The 21,214-nt window shown below is 70.3% G+C and carries 14 protein-coding genes; 5 read left to right on the forward strand and 9 right to left on the reverse strand.

Features of this window, described 5'->3' with window-relative positions:
• Positions 1 to 10: 10 nt before the first annotated feature.
• From NOO62_RS03795 to NOO62_RS03825, 7 genes are all read right to left on the reverse strand, one after another.
• Positions 11 to 349, reverse strand: coding sequence for a hypothetical protein (locus NOO62_RS03795; RefSeq protein ID WP_268769461.1), 339 nt, complete (start codon positions 347 to 349; stop codon positions 11 to 13).
• Between the two features lie 40 nt (positions 350 to 389).
• A complete protein-coding gene (locus NOO62_RS03800; RefSeq protein WP_268769462.1) occupies positions 390 to 1,661 on the reverse strand; it encodes a hypothetical protein in 1,272 nt (423 codons plus the stop codon).
• Positions 1,642 to 4,107, reverse strand: a complete 2,466-nt coding sequence (locus tag NOO62_RS03805; protein WP_268769463.1) for a hypothetical protein — start codon at positions 4,105 to 4,107, stop codon at positions 1,642 to 1,644. Before NOO62_RS03805 ends, NOO62_RS03800 begins: the two co-directional genes overlap by 20 nt.
• A 302-nt stretch (positions 4,108 to 4,409) precedes the next feature.
• Complete coding sequence (locus NOO62_RS03810) at positions 4,410 to 4,763, reverse strand: transcriptional regulator (protein WP_268769464.1); 354 nt, start codon at positions 4,761 to 4,763, stop codon at positions 4,410 to 4,412.
• 749 nt (positions 4,764 to 5,512) lie between these two features.
• Positions 5,513 to 7,144: a M4 family metallopeptidase gene (locus tag NOO62_RS03815; RefSeq protein WP_268769465.1), complete on the reverse strand. Its 1,632-nt coding sequence runs from the start codon at positions 7,142 to 7,144 to the stop codon at positions 5,513 to 5,515.
• A 324-nt stretch (positions 7,145 to 7,468) separates the two neighbouring features.
• Complete coding sequence (locus NOO62_RS03820; RefSeq protein WP_268769466.1) at positions 7,469 to 8,248, reverse strand: Crp/Fnr family transcriptional regulator; 780 nt, start codon at positions 8,246 to 8,248, stop codon at positions 7,469 to 7,471.
• A gap of 22 nt (positions 8,249 to 8,270) precedes the next feature.
• On the reverse strand, positions 8,271 to 8,924 hold the full coding sequence (locus tag NOO62_RS03825; protein ID WP_268769467.1) for a chemotaxis protein CheB: 654 nt from the start codon (positions 8,922 to 8,924) through the stop codon (positions 8,271 to 8,273).
• A 253-nt stretch (positions 8,925 to 9,177) separates the two neighbouring features.
• On the opposite strand from NOO62_RS03825, the gene NOO62_RS03830 reads away from it, so the two are divergent.
• A complete protein-coding gene (locus NOO62_RS03830) occupies positions 9,178 to 11,451 on the forward strand; it encodes a catalase (RefSeq protein ID WP_268769468.1) in 2,274 nt (757 codons plus the stop codon).
• Positions 11,452 to 11,506: 55 nt separating this feature from the next.
• Here NOO62_RS03830 and NOO62_RS03835 read toward each other — a convergent pair whose 3' ends face one another.
• Entirely contained in the window at positions 11,507 to 13,762 is a 2,256-nt protein-coding gene (locus tag NOO62_RS03835) for a glycosyl hydrolase family 18 protein (RefSeq protein WP_268775458.1), read from the reverse strand.
• 584 nt (positions 13,763 to 14,346) lie between these two features.
• Between NOO62_RS03835 and NOO62_RS03840 the strand changes: the two genes are divergently transcribed.
• The 4 genes from NOO62_RS03840 to NOO62_RS03855 all read left to right on the forward strand — a co-directional run bounded on the left by NOO62_RS03840 (position 14,347) and on the right by NOO62_RS03855 (position 20,158).
• Positions 14,347 to 15,315 (forward strand): ABC transporter permease, encoded by a 969-nt coding sequence (locus NOO62_RS03840; protein WP_321170648.1) that lies wholly within the window; start codon positions 14,347 to 14,349, stop codon positions 15,313 to 15,315.
• 97 nt (positions 15,316 to 15,412) lie between these two features.
• Positions 15,413 to 16,252 (forward strand): ABC transporter permease, encoded by an 840-nt coding sequence (locus NOO62_RS03845; protein WP_268775459.1) that lies wholly within the window; start codon positions 15,413 to 15,415, stop codon positions 16,250 to 16,252.
• Positions 16,249 to 18,381 carry an ABC transporter ATP-binding protein gene (locus NOO62_RS03850; RefSeq protein ID WP_268769470.1) on the forward strand — a complete coding sequence of 711 codons (2,133 nt, stop codon included), beginning with the start codon at positions 16,249 to 16,251 and terminating at the stop codon, positions 18,379 to 18,381. The genes NOO62_RS03845 and NOO62_RS03850 overlap by 4 nt, the downstream gene beginning before the upstream one ends.
• Before the next feature lie 91 nt (positions 18,382 to 18,472).
• The gene (locus NOO62_RS03855; RefSeq protein ID WP_268769471.1) at positions 18,473 to 20,158 is read left to right on the forward strand and encodes an ABC transporter family substrate-binding protein; all 1,686 of its coding nucleotides are present in this window, start codon (positions 18,473 to 18,475) and stop codon (positions 20,156 to 20,158) included.
• On the opposite strand, the gene NOO62_RS03860 is transcribed toward NOO62_RS03855, so the two are convergent.
• Positions 20,082 to 21,095, reverse strand: coding sequence for a LysR family transcriptional regulator (locus NOO62_RS03860; protein WP_268769472.1), 1,014 nt, complete (start codon positions 21,093 to 21,095; stop codon positions 20,082 to 20,084). The genes NOO62_RS03855 and NOO62_RS03860 overlap by 77 nt on opposite strands.
• Positions 21,096 to 21,214 lie beyond the last annotated feature (119 nt).

Raw genomic sequence — 21,214 nt, forward strand, 5'->3', positions numbered from 1 at the left:
GGGCTCCTCGTCATTCTGAACTCTGGTCGCGGCAGAGTGCGGCGTTCGCGGCCTTCGCGGCATCCAGCCCGTGGACTCCAGCGGCGGCGGGGGCGGCGGGGTTGCGGGCGAGGCAGCTCAGGTCGGGCAGGCACCACAGCTTGCGGTCCTCGTCCGGCGCTTGGGTGGTGGCCACCCGCAGGTCGTCGCGGATGCGCCGGTAGCGGTCGCGGAACGCCTGCAGCGGGTCGGGCGGTACCGGGGCGGGGTCGATCGGCTGGTCATCCCCCGAGCCGGTGGCGGTGGCGGTGGTGCGGCGCACCTGTGGTGGTGGCTTCTCGGTGGTCCGGGACGCCTTTTCCTCGGGCATCTGGTGGTCCCCCCTGGTCGTGGTGGGTCGGTCGGTTACGTCAGGCAGCCGGCGCCGCGCCTCCTCCGAGCCGCAGCAGCCAGGCCTCCTGTCCGGCGGCGGGGCCGGCCGTCGGCTCCGGTTCTGTCGCCGCCCGCCAGCCGGTGAGCGCCAGCAGCCGCAGCCCCTCGTTCCACAGCCAGTGCGGCGAGGTGTAGAGCGCGGGGCCGAGCCGGGCGGCCAGCTCCCGCAGGGCCTGCGGGGACACCCGCTGCGGCGGTACGAGCGCGGTCAGCGGGCGCCCCGCGAAGGCCTCGAGCGGCTCGTCGAGCACGGCGGCCGCAAGGGCGGGGAGCCGCGGCAGTGAGGCGGCGAGGAGTTCGCGGGCCTCCGGGTCCGGGCAGTCGGCGAGCGGATACGCCACGAGCCACTCCCGCTCCAGCGCGTCCCAGGGGCCCGGTCCGTAGGCGTGCCGGCACAGCGCCGTGTTGAGCGGCACGCGCAGCCAGGCGACCGGGTGCGGGTCGCCGGGCAGCAGCCGGAAGACGTACGCCTGGCCGCCGGAGAGCACGTCGTGCAGGTTGGCGACGGCGCCGAAGCCCGCGTGCGCGAAGGCGAAGACGTCGGCGGTGATCTCGGAGGACCAGCCCGCCCACAGCGCGGCGACGTCGGGGCCCGCGGGGGCGGCGGCGCGGGCGAGGAGCGTGGCGGCCTCCTCGTTCCAACCGGTCTGGAAGGCGACTTGGTGACCGCATTCGTGCAGGACGGCGGTCGGGCAGAGCAGGCTGTGCCGGGTGACCTTGATGGTGGCGGCCGGGCTCTCGGTGCTGCCGTCCCACAGCCGCAGTCCCGCTTTGAGGATCGCGGCGCCGACGCCGTTGTCGAGGTAGGTCAGCACCGCCGGTACGGGCTTGAGCAGCGGGTCGAGGACGTCCGCCATGCTGCGCTGGGCGAGGCTGTCGCAGGCCCGCAGCAGGGCGGCGATGTGCGGGCTGGTGCGGGTGTTCACGGCGTCGGCGTAGAACTCGATGCTGGTCTCGGCCCGTAGATAGCCCTGCCGGAATTCGAGCAAGCGGCGCCGGACGGCGTCGAGTTCGGCGGGCGAGCGGGCCGCGCGCAGGGCCGTGCGCAGGATGTGCCCGCGGGTGCGCAGGCCGCTGACCGCCTCGGTCAGGGCGCGGCGCACCGCGACGCCGAGGTACTGCTCCAGGCCCGCCCAGGCGGTCGGCGCGGCGAGGTCGTCCAGGGCGCCGAGCCGGTCGGCCGCCGCGGTCCAGTGGCCGAGCTGGCGGGCGAGCTGGGCCCGCGTGGCGTCAGCGGCGGCGCGTGCCATGGCCCGCGGTCACCGTGACGTCCATGGTCGCGGGCGCCGCGGGGCGGCCGGGGCGCTCGGGTCGGCCGTCAAGGGCCGAGCGCACCTGGGCGAGTACGGGCGCCGCCTTGAGCACGACCCGTACGGTCGCACCGTCCTCGGGCGCCTCGGTGGCGGCGACGAACGCCTCCCGGTGGTCCTTCAGCAGCATGGCGAGCCCGCGGGTGAGCGCGTCCTCGACCGCTCCGGCGAGCCGGGCGGGCGCGCTCGCCGGCAGCCGGCGCAGCGCCGCGGCGCCGACGCCGGACGGCACGGCGCCGTGGACGACGCGGAGCCGGTGGCCACCGGTGAGCGCGGCCCTGATCCGCAGGCGCAACGGCCGTATCAGCGGCGCCAGGAGCTGTCCGGCCTGCCGGCCTTGGCGCAGTCCGGCGGCGAGCCGCTGCGCCTCGGCCTCGGTGAGGTAGAGCTCGGCCCGCAGGGTGTCGTCGGTGCAGCCGAGGTTGATACGGACCCGGCCGGGGCGGGACGCGGGGGCGCGGGTGTGGCGGGCTGCGGGGGCGGGGGCCGCGACGGGTTGCGCCGCCAAGGCTCCGGCGGGGTCCGCCGCGGCGCCGCCCGCGTCCGCGGCCTCCAGGTAGTACAGCCGCTGCCCCACCCCGAGCAACTGCCCGTCCATGTACCGCGCTTCGGCCTCCTCCCCGAGGGCGGGCTCGCCGAGCAGCAGCGCGGCCGCGTCCGAGGTCAGGGGGTGCAGCGCGGGCGTCTCGGACAGTTCGCCTTCGGGGTCTTCCAGTCCTTCGCCGCGCATGATCGAGTCGAGCGTGGTGCCGGGCACCGCCTCGTAGAGATGCATGCGGGCGCGGACCGGCGCGCCGGGCGCGTATCCGAGCCTGGACCGCAGCGTGTCACCGAGATTGAGGCCGCAGAAGGTGCCGATGTGTGCCGCCTGGTACGGCGAGACCGTCACCCACGGGATGCGGGTGTACTTGCGGTAGCGGTGCCGGCCGCGCAGCGGCTTCGGCAGCCAGGCGCCGCGGAGGGTGAGGTCTTCGCGCAGCTCCGGGCGGTCCTGGTAGGTGGCCTCGGTGAGGATCTGCGGGAGGTTGCGGGCGGCGGCCTGCTCGAAGGCCTCCAGAACGAAGCCTTCGAGAAGGGTGTCGTCGGCGAGGATGTGCTCCGGCAGCGCGGCCACGCCGCGCACCGTGTCCTCCACGACGGAGGCCATCGCCGCCCCCGCCGCCTGCCGTTCGTCCTCGGGGGTCGCTTCGAGGTGGATCAGGCGCAGCCCGGCGTCCACCAGCGCCCGGGACAGCGCCGCGGCGGCGGTCGGCCCGACGAACCGCCGGATGAGCGGCGCGACGAACTTGGCGAGGGTCTTCACCAGCACGGACCGCCCGCCGGTCAGCTTCAGCGCGAGCTTCAGCACCGGCAGCGCCGCGGGCAGGAACTGTTCCAGCTGCGGCGTCAGATCGGTGCCGTCCTCGGCCGCGCCGAGCTCGGCGATGAAACGCTCGCGGGCGCGGTCGAGTTCCGCGACGGGGTCGGGCCGGACGGCGGCCCGGTCCGCCTCCCGGGCGTACTCGGCGCCCGGCCGGTCCATGGCCGCCTCGGTGTCGGCGAACACCGTGTCGGCCGCGCGCATCCCGAACTCGGCCTGCAGCTCGCGGACATCACCGGTGGCATCGACCGTCTCCCGGCCGGTGTCGTCGCCGGTCTCGCTCTCGCCCGCGCCCAGCAGCGGCAGTCGCTCGGCGAGCTTCTGCGCGTACGGGCGCAGCCCCTCCGGCAGCCACTTGAGCCCGGCTGCGACCGCCTTGCGGAGCAGGGCGACGGCGATCGGCTTGAGTTTGGCCAGCAGCGGGCCGAGGGCGAGGTTCGCGACGACCTTGAGCCCGCGTTTGGCGAGGCCGACCGCGCCCTTGGCGGCCTTCTTCAGCACGTTGCCGATGCCGAACAGGAACTCGAAGGACGGCGATCCCGGCGGATGGCCGCCCGGCGGTGCGGCGAATGCCTCGAAGAGCGTGTCCACCTCGTTCTCATCCATCGCGTGCAGCGCACGCTCGCCGCCCGCCTCGGCCACCGCATCTATGGCCGATTCCAACTCCCGTACAAGCGGGGCATAACGGTCAACCATCAACTGCCACACAGCCGCCGGATCGGTATAAACCGTCCCGCCGTCCCCCGACTCGAGCTCCGCATGCTCCGCGGCGGCCTCGCCGGCCAGCCGCAGCAGGGCGTCGTCGAGCCCCGGCTCGTAGAGCTCGGCGAGGAAGGCGGCGAACTCCTCGGCCTCCGGATCCACCGCCGGGTCCTCACCGTCGCGGAGATAGCTCCTGAGGAAGGGGCTCTCGTACGCCGCCGGGCCGGGCGGCGCCGACGCGGCCGGGCTCTCCCCTTCGTCGGGCATCTCGAAGCTGTCGGCAGCAAGAAACGGGCTGCTGGAACCAGAGCCGAGCACGGACATGTGCAGCCACCCCCCGGGGGCGCCGATGGACTTGCCACCGCCGGACCCGTTCCGGAGGCTGGCTCATCGTTCTGCGGCCCGCCGAGCGAGGGCAACACGTCTTTTTACGCATGCGGTGCGGCGGCAGCGAGAACTGGCCACACGATCACGGGCGCAGTTCCGGCCCGGCCGGTGTGCGCCTGTGGCGACGACTGCCGGACAGCAGGACGTCAGCCTCCGTGCGGAGGGCGGCAGCCAGTCTTCACGCGCTGCGAGGCAGATCGAGTCGAACGGTTCTCGACACCGAGCGCAGATCGGTTGAGTCAGCCGGCCTGGTGGTTCGCGTCGGCCTCGCGCTCGGCGGCGGAGCGGGCCGCCGCTGCGACGGCCTGGAGCGCGTCCAGGTGGGCGGCGAGCGCGTTGCCCCCCTCAGGAGTCAGGGCGAGCCAGGTTCGGGCTTTGCGACCGGCACGTCCCTTTTTGACGTCGACGTAGCCAGCTTCTTCGAGCGTCTTGGCAATCTTGCTCAGTGCCGAGTCGGACAGCTCGCATCGGTCGCGTACGAGCGCGAAGTCCGCCTCGATGCAGCCGGAAAGGAATGCCAGGACAGCCAGCCGGCTCGGATGATGCATGAGCTCGTTGAAGCCCGCCCCGGCCACACCCCTGTCAGCGGGCATGGGCTCCCTCAGGGCCGTGAGGCAGCGCCCGGTGGCGCCGTGCGAACAGACTCCAGGCCGCCGCGGCGCCAACGACAGCGGGTACGACGATGCACGTGGCGTGACTGCCGCCACCGAGGCGACACACTGCCCAGACGGCAATGCACAATGCGCAGAGCCCCACCGCCTCACCCACGAGCCGTATGTTGCGCAGGCGCTTGGCGGGGGCATCCCTCACCCCTGTGACCTGGACACTCATCCGGCGGATCAACCATGCTATGGGCCAGGTGAGCAATGCTCCCGGGAGCGCAGCGAGCGGTACCTCCCGCGTGGCGGCAAGCGCCGCCACGTCCACGCCGACGAGCAGGCCCGCCAGCATCGGGAACCAACCCGGTGCCGGTCGACCCCGCACCCCGGCACGAATCGACTCCACGCGAGCCAGCGCGCTCGCCGCCTGAGCCGGGGACACCTCCACGGACTGTGATTCGCCACCATGAGTCCCAAGAGACACGAAGCCGCACGACCTTCCCGACAGCAAGACGATGAGGTTGCCAGCATGGCACACACTTTCCTAGCCGGAAAGTCACGTGGCTGACTCGAGAGGCATGGCCACCCGAAGTGACATTGATGGGAAGATTGGCTGGAGTACCAGAGGCACGAAAGAAGGCGCCTGACCGGGGCTATTGCCCGTCAGGCGCCTTCCATTCGTCATTCGCCCTGCTCAGCACAGGGCCCGGTTTACGCTGTAACTCCTGTGACTGACCCGGGGGTTACTTGACGTTGACGCCGGTCCAGGCAGCGGCCACGCGCTTGTACTCGGTGGAGTTCGCGCCGTACAGGCCCTTCGCAGCGCTCAGCGTGCCCTTACGGGCCGCCTTGTAGTTGGTGGTCGACGTGAAGTACGTCGTCAGGGCCTTGTACCAGATCTTCTCGGCCTTGCCGCGTCCGATGCCAAGGACCTTGGAGCCGTCGGCGGTCGGCGAGTTGTAGTTGACGCCGTTGATCCGCTTCTTGCCGCTGCCCTCGGACAGCAGGTAGAAGAAGTGGTTGGCGATGCCCGAGGAGTAGTGGACGTCGACGTTCCCGGCGTTGGCGCTCCACTTGTCCAGGGAGCCGCCGTCCTTGCTCGGCTTGTCCATGTAACGGAGCGGGGAGCCGTCACCGTTGATGTCGATCTTCTCGCCGATGAGGTAGTCGCCGACGTCCTTGGGGTTCTTGGCCTTGAACTCCACGGCAGTGGCGAAGATGTCGGAGGTGGCCTCGTTCAGGCCGCCGGACTCGCCGCTGTACTCCATGTTGCCGGTCGCCGAGGTGACACCGTGCGTCATCTCGTGGGCCGCGACGTCGATCGAGGTGAGGGGCTTCTTGTTGCCCTCGCCGTCGCCGTACGTCATGCAGAAGCAGCTGTCGTCCCAGAACGCGTTCACGTAGCCGTTGCCGTAGTGGACGCGGGAGGTCGCGCCCTTGCCGTCGCCGTTGATGCCCTTACGGCCGTGGACGGACTTGTAGTAGTCCCAGGTGAGCTGGGCGCCGTAGGCGGCGTCGACGGCGGCGGTCTGCGCGCTCGAAGGCTTGCCGTTGCCCCAGACGTCGTTGGCGTCCTTGAAGAGCTTGCCGGTGCCGCTCTCCGCGTGCTTCAGGTCGAAGGTGCGGTGGCCGCCTCGGGCCTTGTCCGTCAGCTCGTAGCCGCTCGCCACCTTCTTGGAGCCGACCTTGACCTTGCCGCTGTACTGGCTGTTGCCGGTGCCGTTCTCGATGGCCTGACGCTCGTACAGCTTCTTGCCCGTCGCGGCGTCCGTGATGACGTGGAGCCTGCTGGGGGTGCCGTCCTGCTGCATGCCGGTGACGACGGTCTCGTACGCGAGGACGGGCTTGCCATCGGCGGCCCAGATCACCTTGCGCGGCGACTGCGCGTCGGCCTTGGTGGTCTTGGCCTTGGCCGCGGTCGACTCGGCGGACTCGGCGACCGAGGACTTGCCGAGCTTCGCGTCGGTCGACGCGACCTTCACGGTGGCCTCGGTCGCCTTGGTGACGCTCTTCACCTTGCCGCTCTTGGCGGTGTGCACGACGAGGTCGCCGCCGAGGACCGGCAGGCCCTCGTAGGTGCGCTCGTAGCGGGTGTGGGTCGTGCCGTCGGCGTCCTTGACGACGTCACGGACGACCAGCTTCTCCTTGGCACCGAGGCCGATCTCGTCGGCGGTCGCCGATCTCTCCGCGTTCGCATCCTGGAGGAGGTCCGCGCGGGCCGACGCCGAGAGGGCGACGGGCGAGCCGGACGGGTCGGTGTCGTTGTCCGGCTGGGCGGAGGCGCCGGTGGTCAGTCCGGCGGTGAGCAGCGCTCCGGCCGCGACGGCGGTGGCGATCGTCAGCGTCGAACGCTTACGGAATATGTGAGAGGTCACGCGGGCTCCATCTGTGGGGGCCCGGGAGGCATGGAGGGCCGCCCGGAGCAGAAAAAGACGCGATGCGGGCGTGCAGCCTGTTGCTGTACGAGCAGCGTGTTGCGGGGGAGCGTGTCATTTCAACCAGGTACATGTCAGCATTTTGACTGGATGTTGGCCGGAAATAGTCCGTTGAACGTTGGTCGACATACGCAATGCGGACAGATCACGAACGCGGACGGCATCGGCAACGTGGCGCCCGCGCCGCAGAGTTGATTGCCGCGGTGGCAGTGCCCCTCGCTGAGGGAGGGCTGCTGTGTTTAAGGGTGGCTGTGCCGAGTGCCCCTAAAGCGTGTCCGCGTGTGGAGGCAGCGCGGCGTCGAGGGTGTCACGGATGACGTGGTAGCAGCTGCAGGCGTGGGCCTGCAGGCGGTCGCGGTCCAGGATGGTGATCGTGCCGCGGCTGTACTCGATGCAGCCGTCCGCGGCCAGGGCGCCCGCGACCTCGCTCACCGAGGACCGGCGCACGGCCAGCATCTGGGCGAGGAACTTCTGCGTGAGTTCGAAACGCTCGCTGTGCATGCGGTCGGCGGTCATCAGCAGCCAGCGCGCGCAGCGCTGGTGGGTGCGGTGGCCGCGGATGCAGGCCGCGTTGCGTGCCAGCTGGGTGAACATCGACTGGGTGAAGCGCTGGAGCGCTTGCTGCAGCTGGCCGTCCAACAGGGCGATCTCATGGCGGAACCGGTCGGCGCCCATCCGAAGGGCGCGGCCGGGAACCTGGCACAGCGTGCGTTCCGTGGAGGTGGCCACGCCGAGGAAGACGGGGAGGCCGACCATGCCCTCGTCGCCGACGGTGGCGACCTCGACGGTCGGGCCTTCCAGGTCGGTGACGATCGAGCACACCCCGATCACGGGGAAGTACACGGCGTCGATGCGCTCGCCGGGCCGGTAGAGCACGTCCCCGACAACCAGTTCGACCGGTTCCAGGTGCGGACGCAGACGGTCTCGGGCGGGTTGCGGCAGGGTGGCGAGGATCCGGTTGCTTTTCAGGTCGTACGAGCCGTCGGTGTCCCCCGTGCCAGCCGTGTCACCCGTGCTACCCATGTCACCCGTCTCGCTCGCCATGAGGTACGCCTCTCGTCCTGGGTCAGGTGACCAATGCCGGAGGGATCACTGCCGCCCAGGGGGGCAACGAAACCCGCATCATGCCCGCGGCGCCCGTCACCATCACCAGGCTGACCAGCGCGTGCGCAAGCACCGGCAGAGGCAGCACGAAGTCTATGCAGCCCGTGGCCATCGCCGCGCTCGGCATGCCGGACGCCTCCGACGTAGCGATGTCCTGGGCCAGCGCCCGCCCGCCCGCGCCCCGGACATGGCGTACCCCCAGGGCCCCGTCATGCTGCCTGCCGGTCAGTACCGCGACCAGTAGGCGCGGACCGAAAGCAGCCGCGGCGGAGGCGAACGTCGGGTCCGCCGCGAAGTGGTTGTCAGCGGGGTGCAGCGTCACCGTGCCCTCCGGCGAGAAGGCGGCGGTGCGGCCCGCCGGCACCACATGAACCACGCCGGGCGTCAGCCGGTCGGCGTCGTGCAGCAGTCGCACCGGCAGTGCGGAGCGGTACTGCAGCACCTTCACCAGGGTGTCGTGCTCGCGCACCGGACGGTGCTGCACCAGTACCAATGCGGCGGGAAAGGAGTCGGGCAGCGCCGACAGAATCTCGCGGTACGCACTCACGCCACCCAGCGACGCGGTCATGCAGACCACGTCGAAGGCGGTGGACGGACTCTGTGCGGCGGCGAACATAGCAGCAGTCTAATGCCCGCGACCGAACACAGTGCGCGCGCATCGAGGCAACGTGACCGAGGCAACCCGATCACGGCGCCCCGGCACCGTAGGCAGACGGCCGTCGGCCCTTTGTGCGCATTTGGCAGCACTGTTCGGTGCGGAACGGTCATATGCGGGTACTCCGCTTCGACAGCTGCGTTCGGGCTTCTCCTGCTTCTCATGCCTCCCGGGCGCAACGGATCACAGCGGAATCGCAGCAGAGGAGACGTACATGGATGGCGACCACCCCGTGAAGGCCGCGGTGGAGAAGCTGAAGGACACGGTCACGGGGGGAGAGGGGCCCGAGGAGGGCGTGCCGGGCAAGCCCGGTCCCGAATCGCCGACGGTGGCCGAGCCGACCGAGCCGCGGGAGCCCCTGCCGCCCAAGCCCGACCAGACCGGTCCGAAACCCGTGAGCCCCACCGGCACCCCTTCGCGTGACGGTCGGGCGGCGTCCGCGCAGCAGGGTGAGTGGCTGACGACCGCGCAGGGCGACCGGCTGTACGACACCGATCACTCGCTCAAGGCAGGCCCGCGCGGACCCGTCCTGCTCCAGGACCACCACCTGCGGGAGAAGATCACTCACTTCGACCACGAGCGGATCCCGGAGCGGGTCGTCCATGCGCGGGGCGCCGCCGCCCACGGTGTGTTCCGCGGCTACGGCAACGCGGCCGGTGTCACCAAGGCCGCCTTCCTCGGCGAAGGCGTGGAGACCGAGGTCTTCGTCCGGTTCTCCACCGTCCTCGGGTCGCGCGGCTCGGCCGACACGGTCCGTGACACCCGCGGGTTCGCGACGAAGTTCTACACCGCCGAGGGCACGTTCGACCTGGTCGGCAACAACATTCCGGTGTTCTTCATCCAGGACGCCATCAAGTTCCCCGACATCATCCACGCGGGCAAGCCCCACCCCGACCGTGAGATCCCGCAGGCGCAGAGCGCGCACGACACGTTCTGGGACTTCGTCACCCTGCACTCCGAGGCCACCCACCACACCCTGTGGAACATGTCCGACCGGGGCATCCCCCGCTCGTACCGGATGATGGAGGGCTTCGGCGTCCACACCTTCCGGCTGGAGAACGCGGCCGGGGAGACCACCCTGGTGAAGTTCCACTGGAAGCCGCGGCTCGGCGTGCACTCCCTCGTCTGGGAGGAGGCGCAGATCGCCGGCGGCGTGGACCCCGACTTCCACCGCCGCGACCTCGCCGACGCGATCGAGGCCGGTGCGTACCCCGAGTGGGAGCTGGGCATCCAGACCTTCCCCGACACCCCCGAGCAGACCTTCGAGGGCATCGACCTCCTCGATCCCACGAAGATCGTCCCCGAGGAGCTCACCCCGGTGCAGCCCATCGGGCTGCTCACGCTCAATCGCAACCCCTCGAACTACTTCGCCGAGACCGAGCAGGTCGCCTTCCACGTCGGCCACCTCGTCCCGGGGATCGACGTCACCGACGACCCGCTGCTGCAAGGGCGGCTGTTCTCCTACCTGGACACCCAGATCAGCAGGCTCGGCGGGCCCAACTTCGCCCAGCTGCCGATCAACCGTCCGCACGCCCCGGTCAACGACATGCTGCGGGACGGCATGCACCAGACGGCCGTGCACCGCGGCGTCGCGCCGTACCGCCCCAACTCGCTCGACGGGGGCTGCCCCTTCATGGCGGGCGCCGGCACCGGGGCGGACATCGAGGTGCCGGTCGCGCTGCCCGCGTCCCGCAAGGTGCGCGAGGCGCCCGCCACCTTCGACGACCACTTCAGCCAGGCACGCCTGTTCTGGCTGAGCATGAGTCCGCCGGAGCGCGAGCACATCGCCAACGCCTACTCCTTCGAGCTCGGCAAGTGCTACGAGCAGGCCGTCAAGGAGCGTGGCCTCCAGGCCCTGGCCAATATCGACGCCGACCTGTGCTCCCAGGTCGCCGCCGCCCTGGGACTGCCCGCGCCCGCCCCGACCGAGCCGCTCCAGGACGCGCCGCCCAGCCCCGCCCTCTCCCAGCTCGGCCGGACGTGGCCGCTGGACGGCCGCATCATCGGCATCGTGACCGACGGGACGGACGACCTCGACGGGGTACGGGCGGTCCGGCAGTCCGTGCTCGACGGGGGCATGGTGCCGCTGGTCATCGCCCCGGCGGGCGGAAAGCTGGACGCGGACGGTGAGCCCGTGACGGTCCAGCGGACGTTCGCGACGGCCCGTTCCATCGAGTTCGACGCCCTGCTGGTGGTGGGCAGCCCCGCGGCCGGCGCCGACGCGCTGCCCGCGCGGGACGCCAAGGCGAAGACCGCGGGCGCCGGACCCGATCCGCGGTTGCGGCTGCTCCTGGACGAGGCGTTCCGCCACGGCAAGGCCATCGGCGGCTGGGCCGGAGCGGAGCGGGTCCTCGACGCGGCGGGCGTACCGGCCGACGCGCCCGGCGTCGTACTCGGCACCGGCGGCGCCGCGGTGCTCGACGAGATGCGGGAGCTGCTCTCGCAGCACCGTGTCTGGGAACGCTTCACCAGCGGACTGGTCGGCTGACCGCACCCGGCCGCGCGGCGCGTCCCCTCCGGGACGCGCCGCGCTACAAAAAGGGTTACTTCAGGCCGCGGTCCAAGGCGTTGAACAGGGTGTTGTTCGATGTGTCTCCCGACATTTCCCAGATCATTCCGCCGAGCAGACCCTTGGACTTGATGTACTGGGTCTTCTTCTCGATGGACCAGACGTCGTCGAAGGACCACCACTGGCCGTTCGCCCCGGTGTAGCCGTACGTGGAGATGGACTGTTCGTCGTGATGGACGGTCAGGTTCGGGAAGCTCGCGACGAGGTTGTCGTAGCCGCGTGTGCCCGCCTCCTCCTGGAACTGACCCGGCGCGGCGCCGTTGGCGCTCTGCCATTCGCCGTGCGCGCCGCCGTCGGCGACCTGCTGCCAGCCGCGCCCGTAGAACGGGAAGCCGATGGTCAGCTTGCGCGGCTTGATGCCCTGGTCGGTGTACGCCTTCACGGCGTCGTCGATGCTGAAGTCGGTGGGGTACGGGCTCTGTGCGTCCTTGTAGAGGTTGGCCTGGTGGCCCGTGCGGTTGGGTTCCCAGGAGTTGTCGCTGCCCGCTCCGTGGAAGTCGTAGCCCTGGACGTTGCCGAAGTCCAGGTACTTGAAGACCTCCTTGAGATCCCAGCCTTCGTTGATCTTCTTGGGGTCGGCCGGGGTGAAGGCGGTGAGCAGCCGGTGGCTGCCGCCGAGCGCGTCGAGCTGTTGGCGGAACTCGGCGATCAGGGCGGTGTTGTTGGCCTTGTCGTCCGTGCTCCAGTGGTTGCCGGGGTGGCCGTCCGGCGATCCGGGCCACTCCCAGTCCAGGTCGAAGCCGTCGAAGATGCCCGCGGCGACGCCGTCACCGCCCGCTCCGTTGTACGCGGGCAGGTTGCCCTTGATGTACATGTCGATGCAGGACTTGACGAACTTCTTCCGCGAGGCGTCCGTCTTGGCGACGTCGGAGAAGTACTTGGAGTAGGTCCAGCCGCCGAGCGAGACGACCACCTTGAGGTTCGGGTGCTTGGCCTTGAGCTTCTTCAGCTGGTTGAAGTTGCCGCGCAGCTTGCCCCAGCCGTCGTCGGCGACGCCGTCCACGGACTGCCCGGCGGGGAAGGCCCGGCCGTAGTCGGCCTCGGCGTCCCCGGCCCCGTCGCCCTGGTTGGGGTCCTGGGGGTTCTGTGTGGTGCCCTTGGTGACGCCGTTGAGGCAGGTGAGGTTCTTGGGGTCGATGTTGGCGAAGGCGTAGTTGATGACGTCGAGCTTGCCCGCGGCGCCGGACGTCTCCAGGTCCCGGACGAAGTACTGCCGGCCGTAGATGCCCCACTGCACGAAGTAGCCGACCTTGGCGTAACCGCCCTGGCCCACGGCCTCCTTGGTGGTGACGGGCAGGGTGTTGCTCGGGGGCGACGCGTTGTCCGCCGCGTCCCGTGCCCTGACGGTGAAGGAGTACTCGGTGGCGGGCGTCAGGCCGGCCACCGTGCTGGTGAGGGTGTCGGCGGGCAGGCTCTCCACGAGGGTCGTGCCGCGGTAGACGTCGTACGCGGCGACGCGCTGGTTGTCGGTGGCCGCGTCCCAGGCGAGCTTCACGGTGCTCGAAGTGACGTCACCGGCACGGAGGTTGCGGGGCGGCGTGGGTGGCACCGTGTCGGTCGCCGGGTCCACCGTGGTCGCGCTGACGGGGGCACTCGGCTCCCCCGTGTTGCCGCGCGTGTCCTTGGCCCGGACGCTGAACTGGTAGGCGGTCGCCGGTTCGAGGCCGCTCACTGTGGCCTGGGTGGTGGCGCTGGCCGCCACGACGGTGGCGCCGCGCAGCACCTCGTACGAGGCGACGGGGAAGTCCCCCTGTGCGGCCGCCGTCCACTTCAGGCTGACGGTACGGGCGGTGGCGTCGGCGACACTCAGCCCCGTGGGTGCCTTCGGGGGCACGGCCGCGGTGCCGTCGCACTTGTCGCCGTTGATGAGGCAGCCGGTGGGCGGCTTGAGCTGGCCGCTGCCGCGGAAGGTGTAGCTGTACGGCTCGGTGTCGCGGCCCGCGGGGACACGGGCGTTGTAGTACGCGGGCGTCACGACGACGTGCTTGCCCTTGATCTCGGCGGTGCCGTGCGTGTGGTCGCCGATGGTGACGCCGTCGGGCAGGTCGAACTCCAGGGACCAGGTGCTGACCGCGGTGTCGCCGCTGTTCTTCACGACGAACTTGCCGGTCCAGGACGTGCCGCTGCCCTCGCTGACGAAGGTGGCGGTGAGCTTGGCGGCGGCGACGGCGGGGGCCGCGAGTGCGGTGAGTCCGGCCAACGCCAGGGCGAACACGGCGAGGACGGCGATGAGGCGCCGGGGGAAGGCCGGGCGGCCATGGGGTCCGGCAGCGGGTCCGGGTGAGGATCTGCGTTCGGGTCTGCGTACGGCCCTGTCTACGAATCTGCGTAAGGACACGGCTCTCCTTCATGAGGTGAGGACGCGCTTGCTGCGGTACGGACCTTTCAGAGAACCACTGCCCGTGGGCCTGTCAACGCGGACGGGAGGTCGCGCGGACGTACCACCGCGTGACGCCGGGCCCCTCCGCCACGCTCCCGCGTCCGCAAAGGACCGGCGCAATGGACTGGACCAACTCGACGATATTTTGCCTCGCCTTGACGCCGCAGGTGATCGTTTTGCTACGGGAGCATTGCGGCTCCTACGGGAACATTGCGCGCTCCGCGACAGTGTTGCGGCCTCGTGGCGGAAGCGATCAAAAGCTGGCGCGGCCGGTCAGTACGGACCAAGCTGACATTCGCCCCTTCGCGGCACCGTTCCGTACCCGTACATCCGCAGAAAGCACCACCACACATGTACTCCACCTGTTTGTCCGGCGCCGTTCCGGCGCGTCCCACTTGTGTGGTGAGGGGGCGGTCCGCGCCGTGCGCTACGTGATGCGCAAGGCGGGTGGCTGGCTCCTGATGATCGCGGTCGCGACCAACGCGACGTACTTCCTGGCCAGTTGGTTTCTCGACCCGCGATCGAACTTCAAGGAGCTGCGGCCCGCCCGCAGCGAGGCGCAGATCTCCGGCGCCCTCGCCCCGTACAACCTGGACCCCGGCATGCCGTTGGTGCAGCGGTGGTGGAACTGGCTCACCTCGGTGACCCTGCACTTCGACTGGGGCCGGTCGCCCACCGGCGTCTCCGTCAACGGCGAAGTCAGCCACCGCGCCCTCGTCAGCGCCGAGTTGGTCGTCGCGGCCACCATTCTGTCCGTCGCGATCGGGGTCGCGCTCGCCGTCTACACCGCGGCACGCCAGTACGGCCCCGCCGACCGCGTCTCACAGGCGATATCCATCGCGCTGTTCAACGTCCCGACGCCCGTCGCGGCGCTCGCCGTGGTGTTCGTCGCCATCTGGCTCAACCAGCACGCCGGATTCCACTTCCTGTACGTCGCCGGGGAGAATTCGCCCGACGTACAGGGACTGCTCCCGACGATCGGCGACCGCCTCCTGCACCTGATCCTGCCGACCCTGACGCTGACACTCATGGGGTACGTGGGCTACCACCTGACGCAGCGGTCCCTGCTGCTCGACACGATCAACTCCGACTTCGTGCGCACCGCGCAGGCCACCGGCCTTACCCGTGGCCAGGCCGTCCGGAAGCACGCGCTGCGCGCCGCGCTGATCCCGACGGCGGCGTCCGTGGCGTTCAGCGTGCCCGCCGTCTTCACCGGCGCCGTCATCACCGAAACGATCTTCGGTTGGAACGGCATGGGCCGCTACTTCATCCAGACCATCAGCAAGAACGACGTGCACGGCACGGTCGCGACGGCCGCGTTCGCCGCGGTGCTCACCGCGATCGGCGCGATCCTCGCGGACATCGCCACGGTCTTCCTCGACCCGAGAGTGCGGGTGAACTGACATGGCGACCGTGACCGATCCCGATACCCATGCCGAGACCGACAGCGGCACCGTTGCCGTCCGGCCGCGCGGAGAGCTCGGGCGCGGGCGGCTCTACCTGCGTCGTTTCGTGCGCAACCGCCTCGCCGTCGCCGGTGTCGTGATCTTCGCGCTGCTCGTGCTGTTCAGCGTTGTCGGCGGCCTTTTCACGTCCTACACCCACACCGACGCCGACTTCACCGCCCTCACCCAGCCGCCGAGCGACGTGCACTGGTTCGGCACCAACCAGGGCGGCAACGACATCTACGCCAGTGCGGTGCACGGTCTGCGGCGGTCGCTCGTGATCGCCGTGAGCGTGTCCGTCCTGACGGTCGTCGTCGCCGCGGTCGTCGGTGCGAGCGCCGCGTACTTCGGCGGCCGGGTGGAGCGGCTGACGCTCGCCGTCATCCACTTCCTGCTGATCGTCCCCTCGTTCCTCATCCTCGCGCTGGTGTCCAACCGCCTGGCCGGTGACTGGCGCGCCCTCATCCTCGTACTCACCCTGTTCGGCTGGATGTCCACGGCCCGCGTCATCTGGTCCGTCTCGACGTCGCTGCGTGAACGGGACTACGTGACGGCGGCGGAGTTCATGGGCGTACGCCCCCTGCGCATCATCCTGCGCCACATCATCCCCAACCTCGGCTCCTTGCTCATCATCAACCTGACGCTCGGCGTCGTGACGACCGTGCTCAGTGAGACCGCGCTCTCGTTCCTCGGGTTCGGCGTCCACACGCCGGATGTCTCCCTCGGCACGATGCTCGCGGACGGTGCGGCCACCATCACCAGCGCACCCTGGCTCTTCGCCTTTCCGGCGGGCCTCGTCGTACTGCTCACCGTGTCGATGACCTTCATCGGCGACGGGCTGCGCGACGCCCTCGACCCCACCTCTGTGACCGGCGCGGCGGGAGGCCGACGATGACACTCACCACGACTTCGCGCGACGAGGTCTCCTCCGTGGGCGCCGCCGCCCCCGTGCTGTCCGTACGGGACCTGCGGATCTCCTTCCCCTCCGAGGCCGGGCCCGTCGAAGCGGTGCGCGGCGTCAGCTTCGATCTGCTGCCGGGGCGCACCCTCGGCATCGTCGGCGAGTCCGGCTCGGGCAAGTCGGCGACCGCGATGGGCATCATGGGGCTGCTGCCGCCCACCGCCGACCTGCGCGGTCAGGTCCGCCTCGGCGACCAGGACCTGACGGGCCTCGACGACCGAGCGCTGTCGCGGGTACGGGGCGCATCCATCGGCATGGTCTTCCAGGACCCCCTGTCCGCGCTCACCCCCATCTTCTCCGTGGGCCGACTGCTCTCGGACGCGCTGCGGGTCCACCAGAACCTGACGAAGAGGGCGGCCTGGGAGCAGGCCGTCGAACTCCTCGACCTCGTCGGCATCCCCGACGCGCGGGGCCGGGCCGCGTCCTTCCCCCACGAGTTCTCCGGCGGCATGCGCCAGCGCGTGGTCATCGCCATGGCGATCGCCAACCGGCCGCGTGTGCTGGTGGCCGACGAGCCCACGACCGCGCTCGACGTCACCGTGCAGGCGCAGATCCTCGACGTACTGCGTCTCGCGCAGCGGGAGACCGGCGCGGGGCTCGTCCTGATCACCCATGACCTCGGCGTCGTGGCGGGCCATGCGGACGACGTCGCCGTCATGTACGCGGGGCGCTTCGTGGAGAAGGCGGACGTGCACGCGCTGTTCCGCAGGCCGACGATGCCGTACACCGCGCGGCTCCTGGCCGCGGTGCCGAGGGTGGACGGCGGCGTCCGTCGTCCCCTCGTCCCCATCGGCGGCGAGCCGCCCGCCCTGTCGGGTCTGCCCGGCGGCTGCCCCTTCGCGAGCCGGTGCGCCGTCGCACTCGACGCGTGCCGCGCGGACGAACCGGGGCTGCGCCACGTCGCGGGGCACGGGGATGTGGCGTGCCTGCGGGCGGCCGAGATCGCGGACGGCACGGTGGATCCGGCCGGGATCGGTGACGGCAGGCCCGGTTCGGACGGCGGCGTCGTGCCCGTCGGGCGGGAGGGGGACCTCGGGCGTGCCGTGGGCGGCGATGTGGTGCTGCGCGTCGAGGACCTCGTCAAGACGTTCCCCGTCACCAAGGGTGCGTTCATCAAGCGCAAGGTCGGCACGCTGCACGCGGTCAACGGGGTCGGCTTCGAGCTGCGCGCCGGAGAGACGCTGGGCCTGGTGGGCGAGTCGGGCAGCGGCAAGACGACGACGCTGATGGAGATCCTGCGGCTGCGCCGACCGGAGGGCGGGCGGATCGAGATCGGGGGCAGGGAGGTCGGTACAGCGGCGGGCACGGATGCCGTCGCCGGTCGGCGCGGGCGCACCCTGCGGCACGACGTGCAGATCGTCATGCAGGACCCGACGGGCGCCCTGGATCCGCGTCTCACCGTGCACCAGTTGCTCGCCGAACCCCTGCGCGCCGTCGGGCGCGACCGCGACGCCATCCGGTCCCGCGTCCACGAGCTGCTGACGCTCGTCGGTCTCGACCCCGCGGTGAGCGACCGCTTCCCGGCCGCGCTCTCCGGTGGCCAGCGCCAACGCGTCGGCATCGCCCGCGCCCTGGCCACCGACCCGAAACTGCTCGCCCTCGACGAGCCGCTCTCCGCCCTGGACGTATCGGTGCAGGCCGGGGTGATCAATCTGCTCGGGCGGCTCAAGCATGAGCTGGGGCTCGCCTATCTCATGGTCGCCCACGACCTGGCCGTGGTCCGGTACATCTGCGACCGCATCGCGGTGATGTACCTGGGGCACATCGTCGAGTCCGGCGACACGGAGACGCTCTTCTCCGATCCGAAGCACCCGTACACACGCGCGCTCCTGTCAGCGATCCCGGTCCCCGACCCGGAGCGCGAACGCGCCCGTGAACGGATCGTCCTGGAGGGCGAGCAGCCGCGCGCCACGGACCTGCCGCGCGGCTGCGTGTTCGTCGACCGCTGCCCCCTGTACCGGTCCGCCGACGACGACGTCCGGGAGCGCTGCCGTACGGAGCGGCCCGCGACCAGGTCGGTGCCGGGGCAGCGGACGCACGCGTACGCCTGCCACGCCGCGTAGCCGACGCCCGATCCCTCGGGCCCCCGGACGCCCGTTCCCGCTCCTGCCTTCACCACCTCTACCTTCGACTTCGACCCAAGGACCCTCCCCCATGCGCGCAAGACTCGCCCTCCCCGTCGCCCTCGTGGCAGCCATCTCCGTCACCGCCACCGCATGCCAGTCCCCGTCCGGCGACGGCACCGCCCGTTCCGGTTCGAGGAGCACCTCGTCCACCGCTTCGGGAGCCGCCGACTACAACCCGACGGCGTACGACAAGCTCAGGGACGGCGGGACCTATACGACAGCGGGGACGTTCGACGAGCAGGGCAATCCGTTCCACGTCAATGCCACGCTGACGGCGTCCCGGGTGTGGGCCTGGTACAACGCGAACGCGATCACCTTCTCGCCGACCGGTGAAGTGCGGTACAACCGGGACTACTTCAGCGATGTGAAGGTCTCCGTCGGGGACGACGGCAATCAGAAGGTCGTCCTGACGATCAACAAGAAGGCCACCTTCAACGACGGAACACCGATCGACTGGACCGCGATCGAGGCCACCTGGCAGGCCAACAACGGCTCCGACGAGGACTACGCGGCCTCGACCACCGACGGCTATGAACAGATCACCGACGTCGCGCGCGGCAAGGACGACAAGCAGGCCGTCATCACCTTCAAGGGCGTCAACGCCTCCTGGCCGAGCCTGTTCACCACGTTCCTGCATCCGAAGGCTGCGAAGCTCGACCAGTTCAACAAGGCGTACGTGAAGAAGGCGCATCCCGAGTGGGGCGCGGGCCCGTACACGGTCGGCAAGTGGGACACCCACTCGGGCAACATCACGTTCGTCCGCAACGCGAAGTGGTGGGGCAGGAAGGGCAAGCTCGACAAGCGTGTCTACGTGAACCTGGAGTCGACCGCGGCGGTCAACGCCTTCAAGAACGGCCAGCTCGACTATGTCTCCGCGGTCGACGCCGAGAGCCTGAAGCAGCTGAAGGGGCTCAAAGGCACGGAGATCCGGAGCGGCGGCAGCCCGTTCGAGTACTCGCTGTACTTCAACACCAAGTCCGCCGTCCTCGGGGACAGGACGGTGCGCAAGGCGATCCAGGAAAGCGTCGACCGCGGCCAGCTCGCGAAGATCCAGTTCCAGGGCCTGGACTACGAGGAGCCGCTGCCCGGCTCGTCCTTGCTCTACAGCTTCCAGAAGGGGTACGAGGACAACGTATCGGCTGTCCTGAAGTACGGGCCCGACCGGGCGAAGAAGGAGCTCGACGCGGCGGGCTGGAAGCCCGGGGGCGACGGGATCCGGGCGAAGGGCGGCAAGAAGCTCGAGGTCGGGTACACGCTGATGGGCGACGACCCGCTGGGCAAGGCGACGGCCGGCGCGCTCGCCGCGATGCTGAAGCAGTCCGGCATCCGCCTCACCATCGAGAAGGCCGACCAGGCGGACTTCTCCAGCATCCTCAGTGAGCGGAAGTTCGACCTGTTCCTCTCGGGCAACCGCTCCATGGACCCCTTCGGGGCCCGCTACCTCTGCGAGATGTACTGCTCGGACCGCGACTCCAACCTCACGGGCGCCGGGTCCCCAGAACTGGACAAGGAGATCCGCGCCACGAGCGACATCGCCGATCCGGACAAGCAGGCAACGGCGGCGAACAAGGTCGAACGCAAGGCCCTCCAGGACTACGCCAGGCTCCCCCTCTACAGCGGCCCGTCGACGTACAGCGTCAAGAAGGGCCTGGCCAACGTGGGCGCGACCATCTTCCACAATCCGCTGCCCGAGACGGTGGGCTGGGAGAAGTAGAGGTCCTGCTCTCGGTCCACGCCGGTGTCCAGGTTCCGGTGTCGGGGCGTCCCGGGTAGGCCGCGGTGAGGTGGTCGCGGAGGGCTGTCAGGGCCGGGTGGGGGTTGTCGGGGCGCCAGATGAGGGCGTGGATGTAGACGGGGGTCGGGTCCCTGAGGGGGATGCGGCGCAGGTCGTGGCCCGCGGGCCAGACCAGGGGGGTCTGTTCGCTGACGAAGGTGCCCAGGGTCGTGGAGTTGGCGATGGTGTCGAGCAGGGGCTCGATGCCGAAGTCCGGGCCGACCGGGTCGACGGTGAAGCCGAAGGTGGCGGCGAGTTCGTCGTAGTAGGCCGCCCACTCGGTGCCCGGCAGGTTGCCGGGCATCCAGATGCGGTGGCCGGCGAGCTGGGCGGGGCGGATCGCGGGGGCGTCGGCGAACTCGTGGTCCGGGCCCGTGAACAGGTGCAGCGGCTCGTCGAGGACGGGGGTGGCTTCGACGCCGGGCGGGAGCCGCTGGCCCGGCATCGTGACAGCGCGGAACGTCGCGTCGATGACTCCGTCGCGTACCGCGGCCAGCGCCGTGGCGGAGTCGAACAGCGTCACGACGTCCAGTTCGGTGTCGGGGTGGGCGCGGTGGAATCCGCGCAGCAGACCGACCAGGGAGAGCCGACGGCCGATCACGTCGACACGGAGCGCGCGGTGCCCCGGTTGCACGGAGGCGACGGCACGTTCCGCGGCCCGGAGAAATGCCCGGGCGTGGGGCAGGAATGCCTGCCCGTCGATGGTCGGCTTCGCTCCGCGCGCATCACGCGTGAACAGCTGGACGCCCAGTTCCTTTTCCAGTGCGGCCACACGCTTCGACACCGCCTGCGGGGTGACCGACAGGTCGACGGCGGCTTCTTGGAACTGCTCCGCCTCCACTACGGCGATGTAGGTGCGCACAGCGGTGACGTCCATGCCTCCCATCCTAGGCGGACAACCAAGTGTTGTTCCTGTGCGTATCGGTTGTTGCTTGATGCCTGTGCGGGGCGGTCTGTTCTATGGGGCCGGTCAACCTTTGGTTGGTCACCCCATCG

The organism is Streptomyces sp. Je 1-369 (genome assembly GCF_026810505.1).
GTDB lineage: Bacteria > Actinomycetota > Actinomycetes > Streptomycetales > Streptomycetaceae > Streptomyces.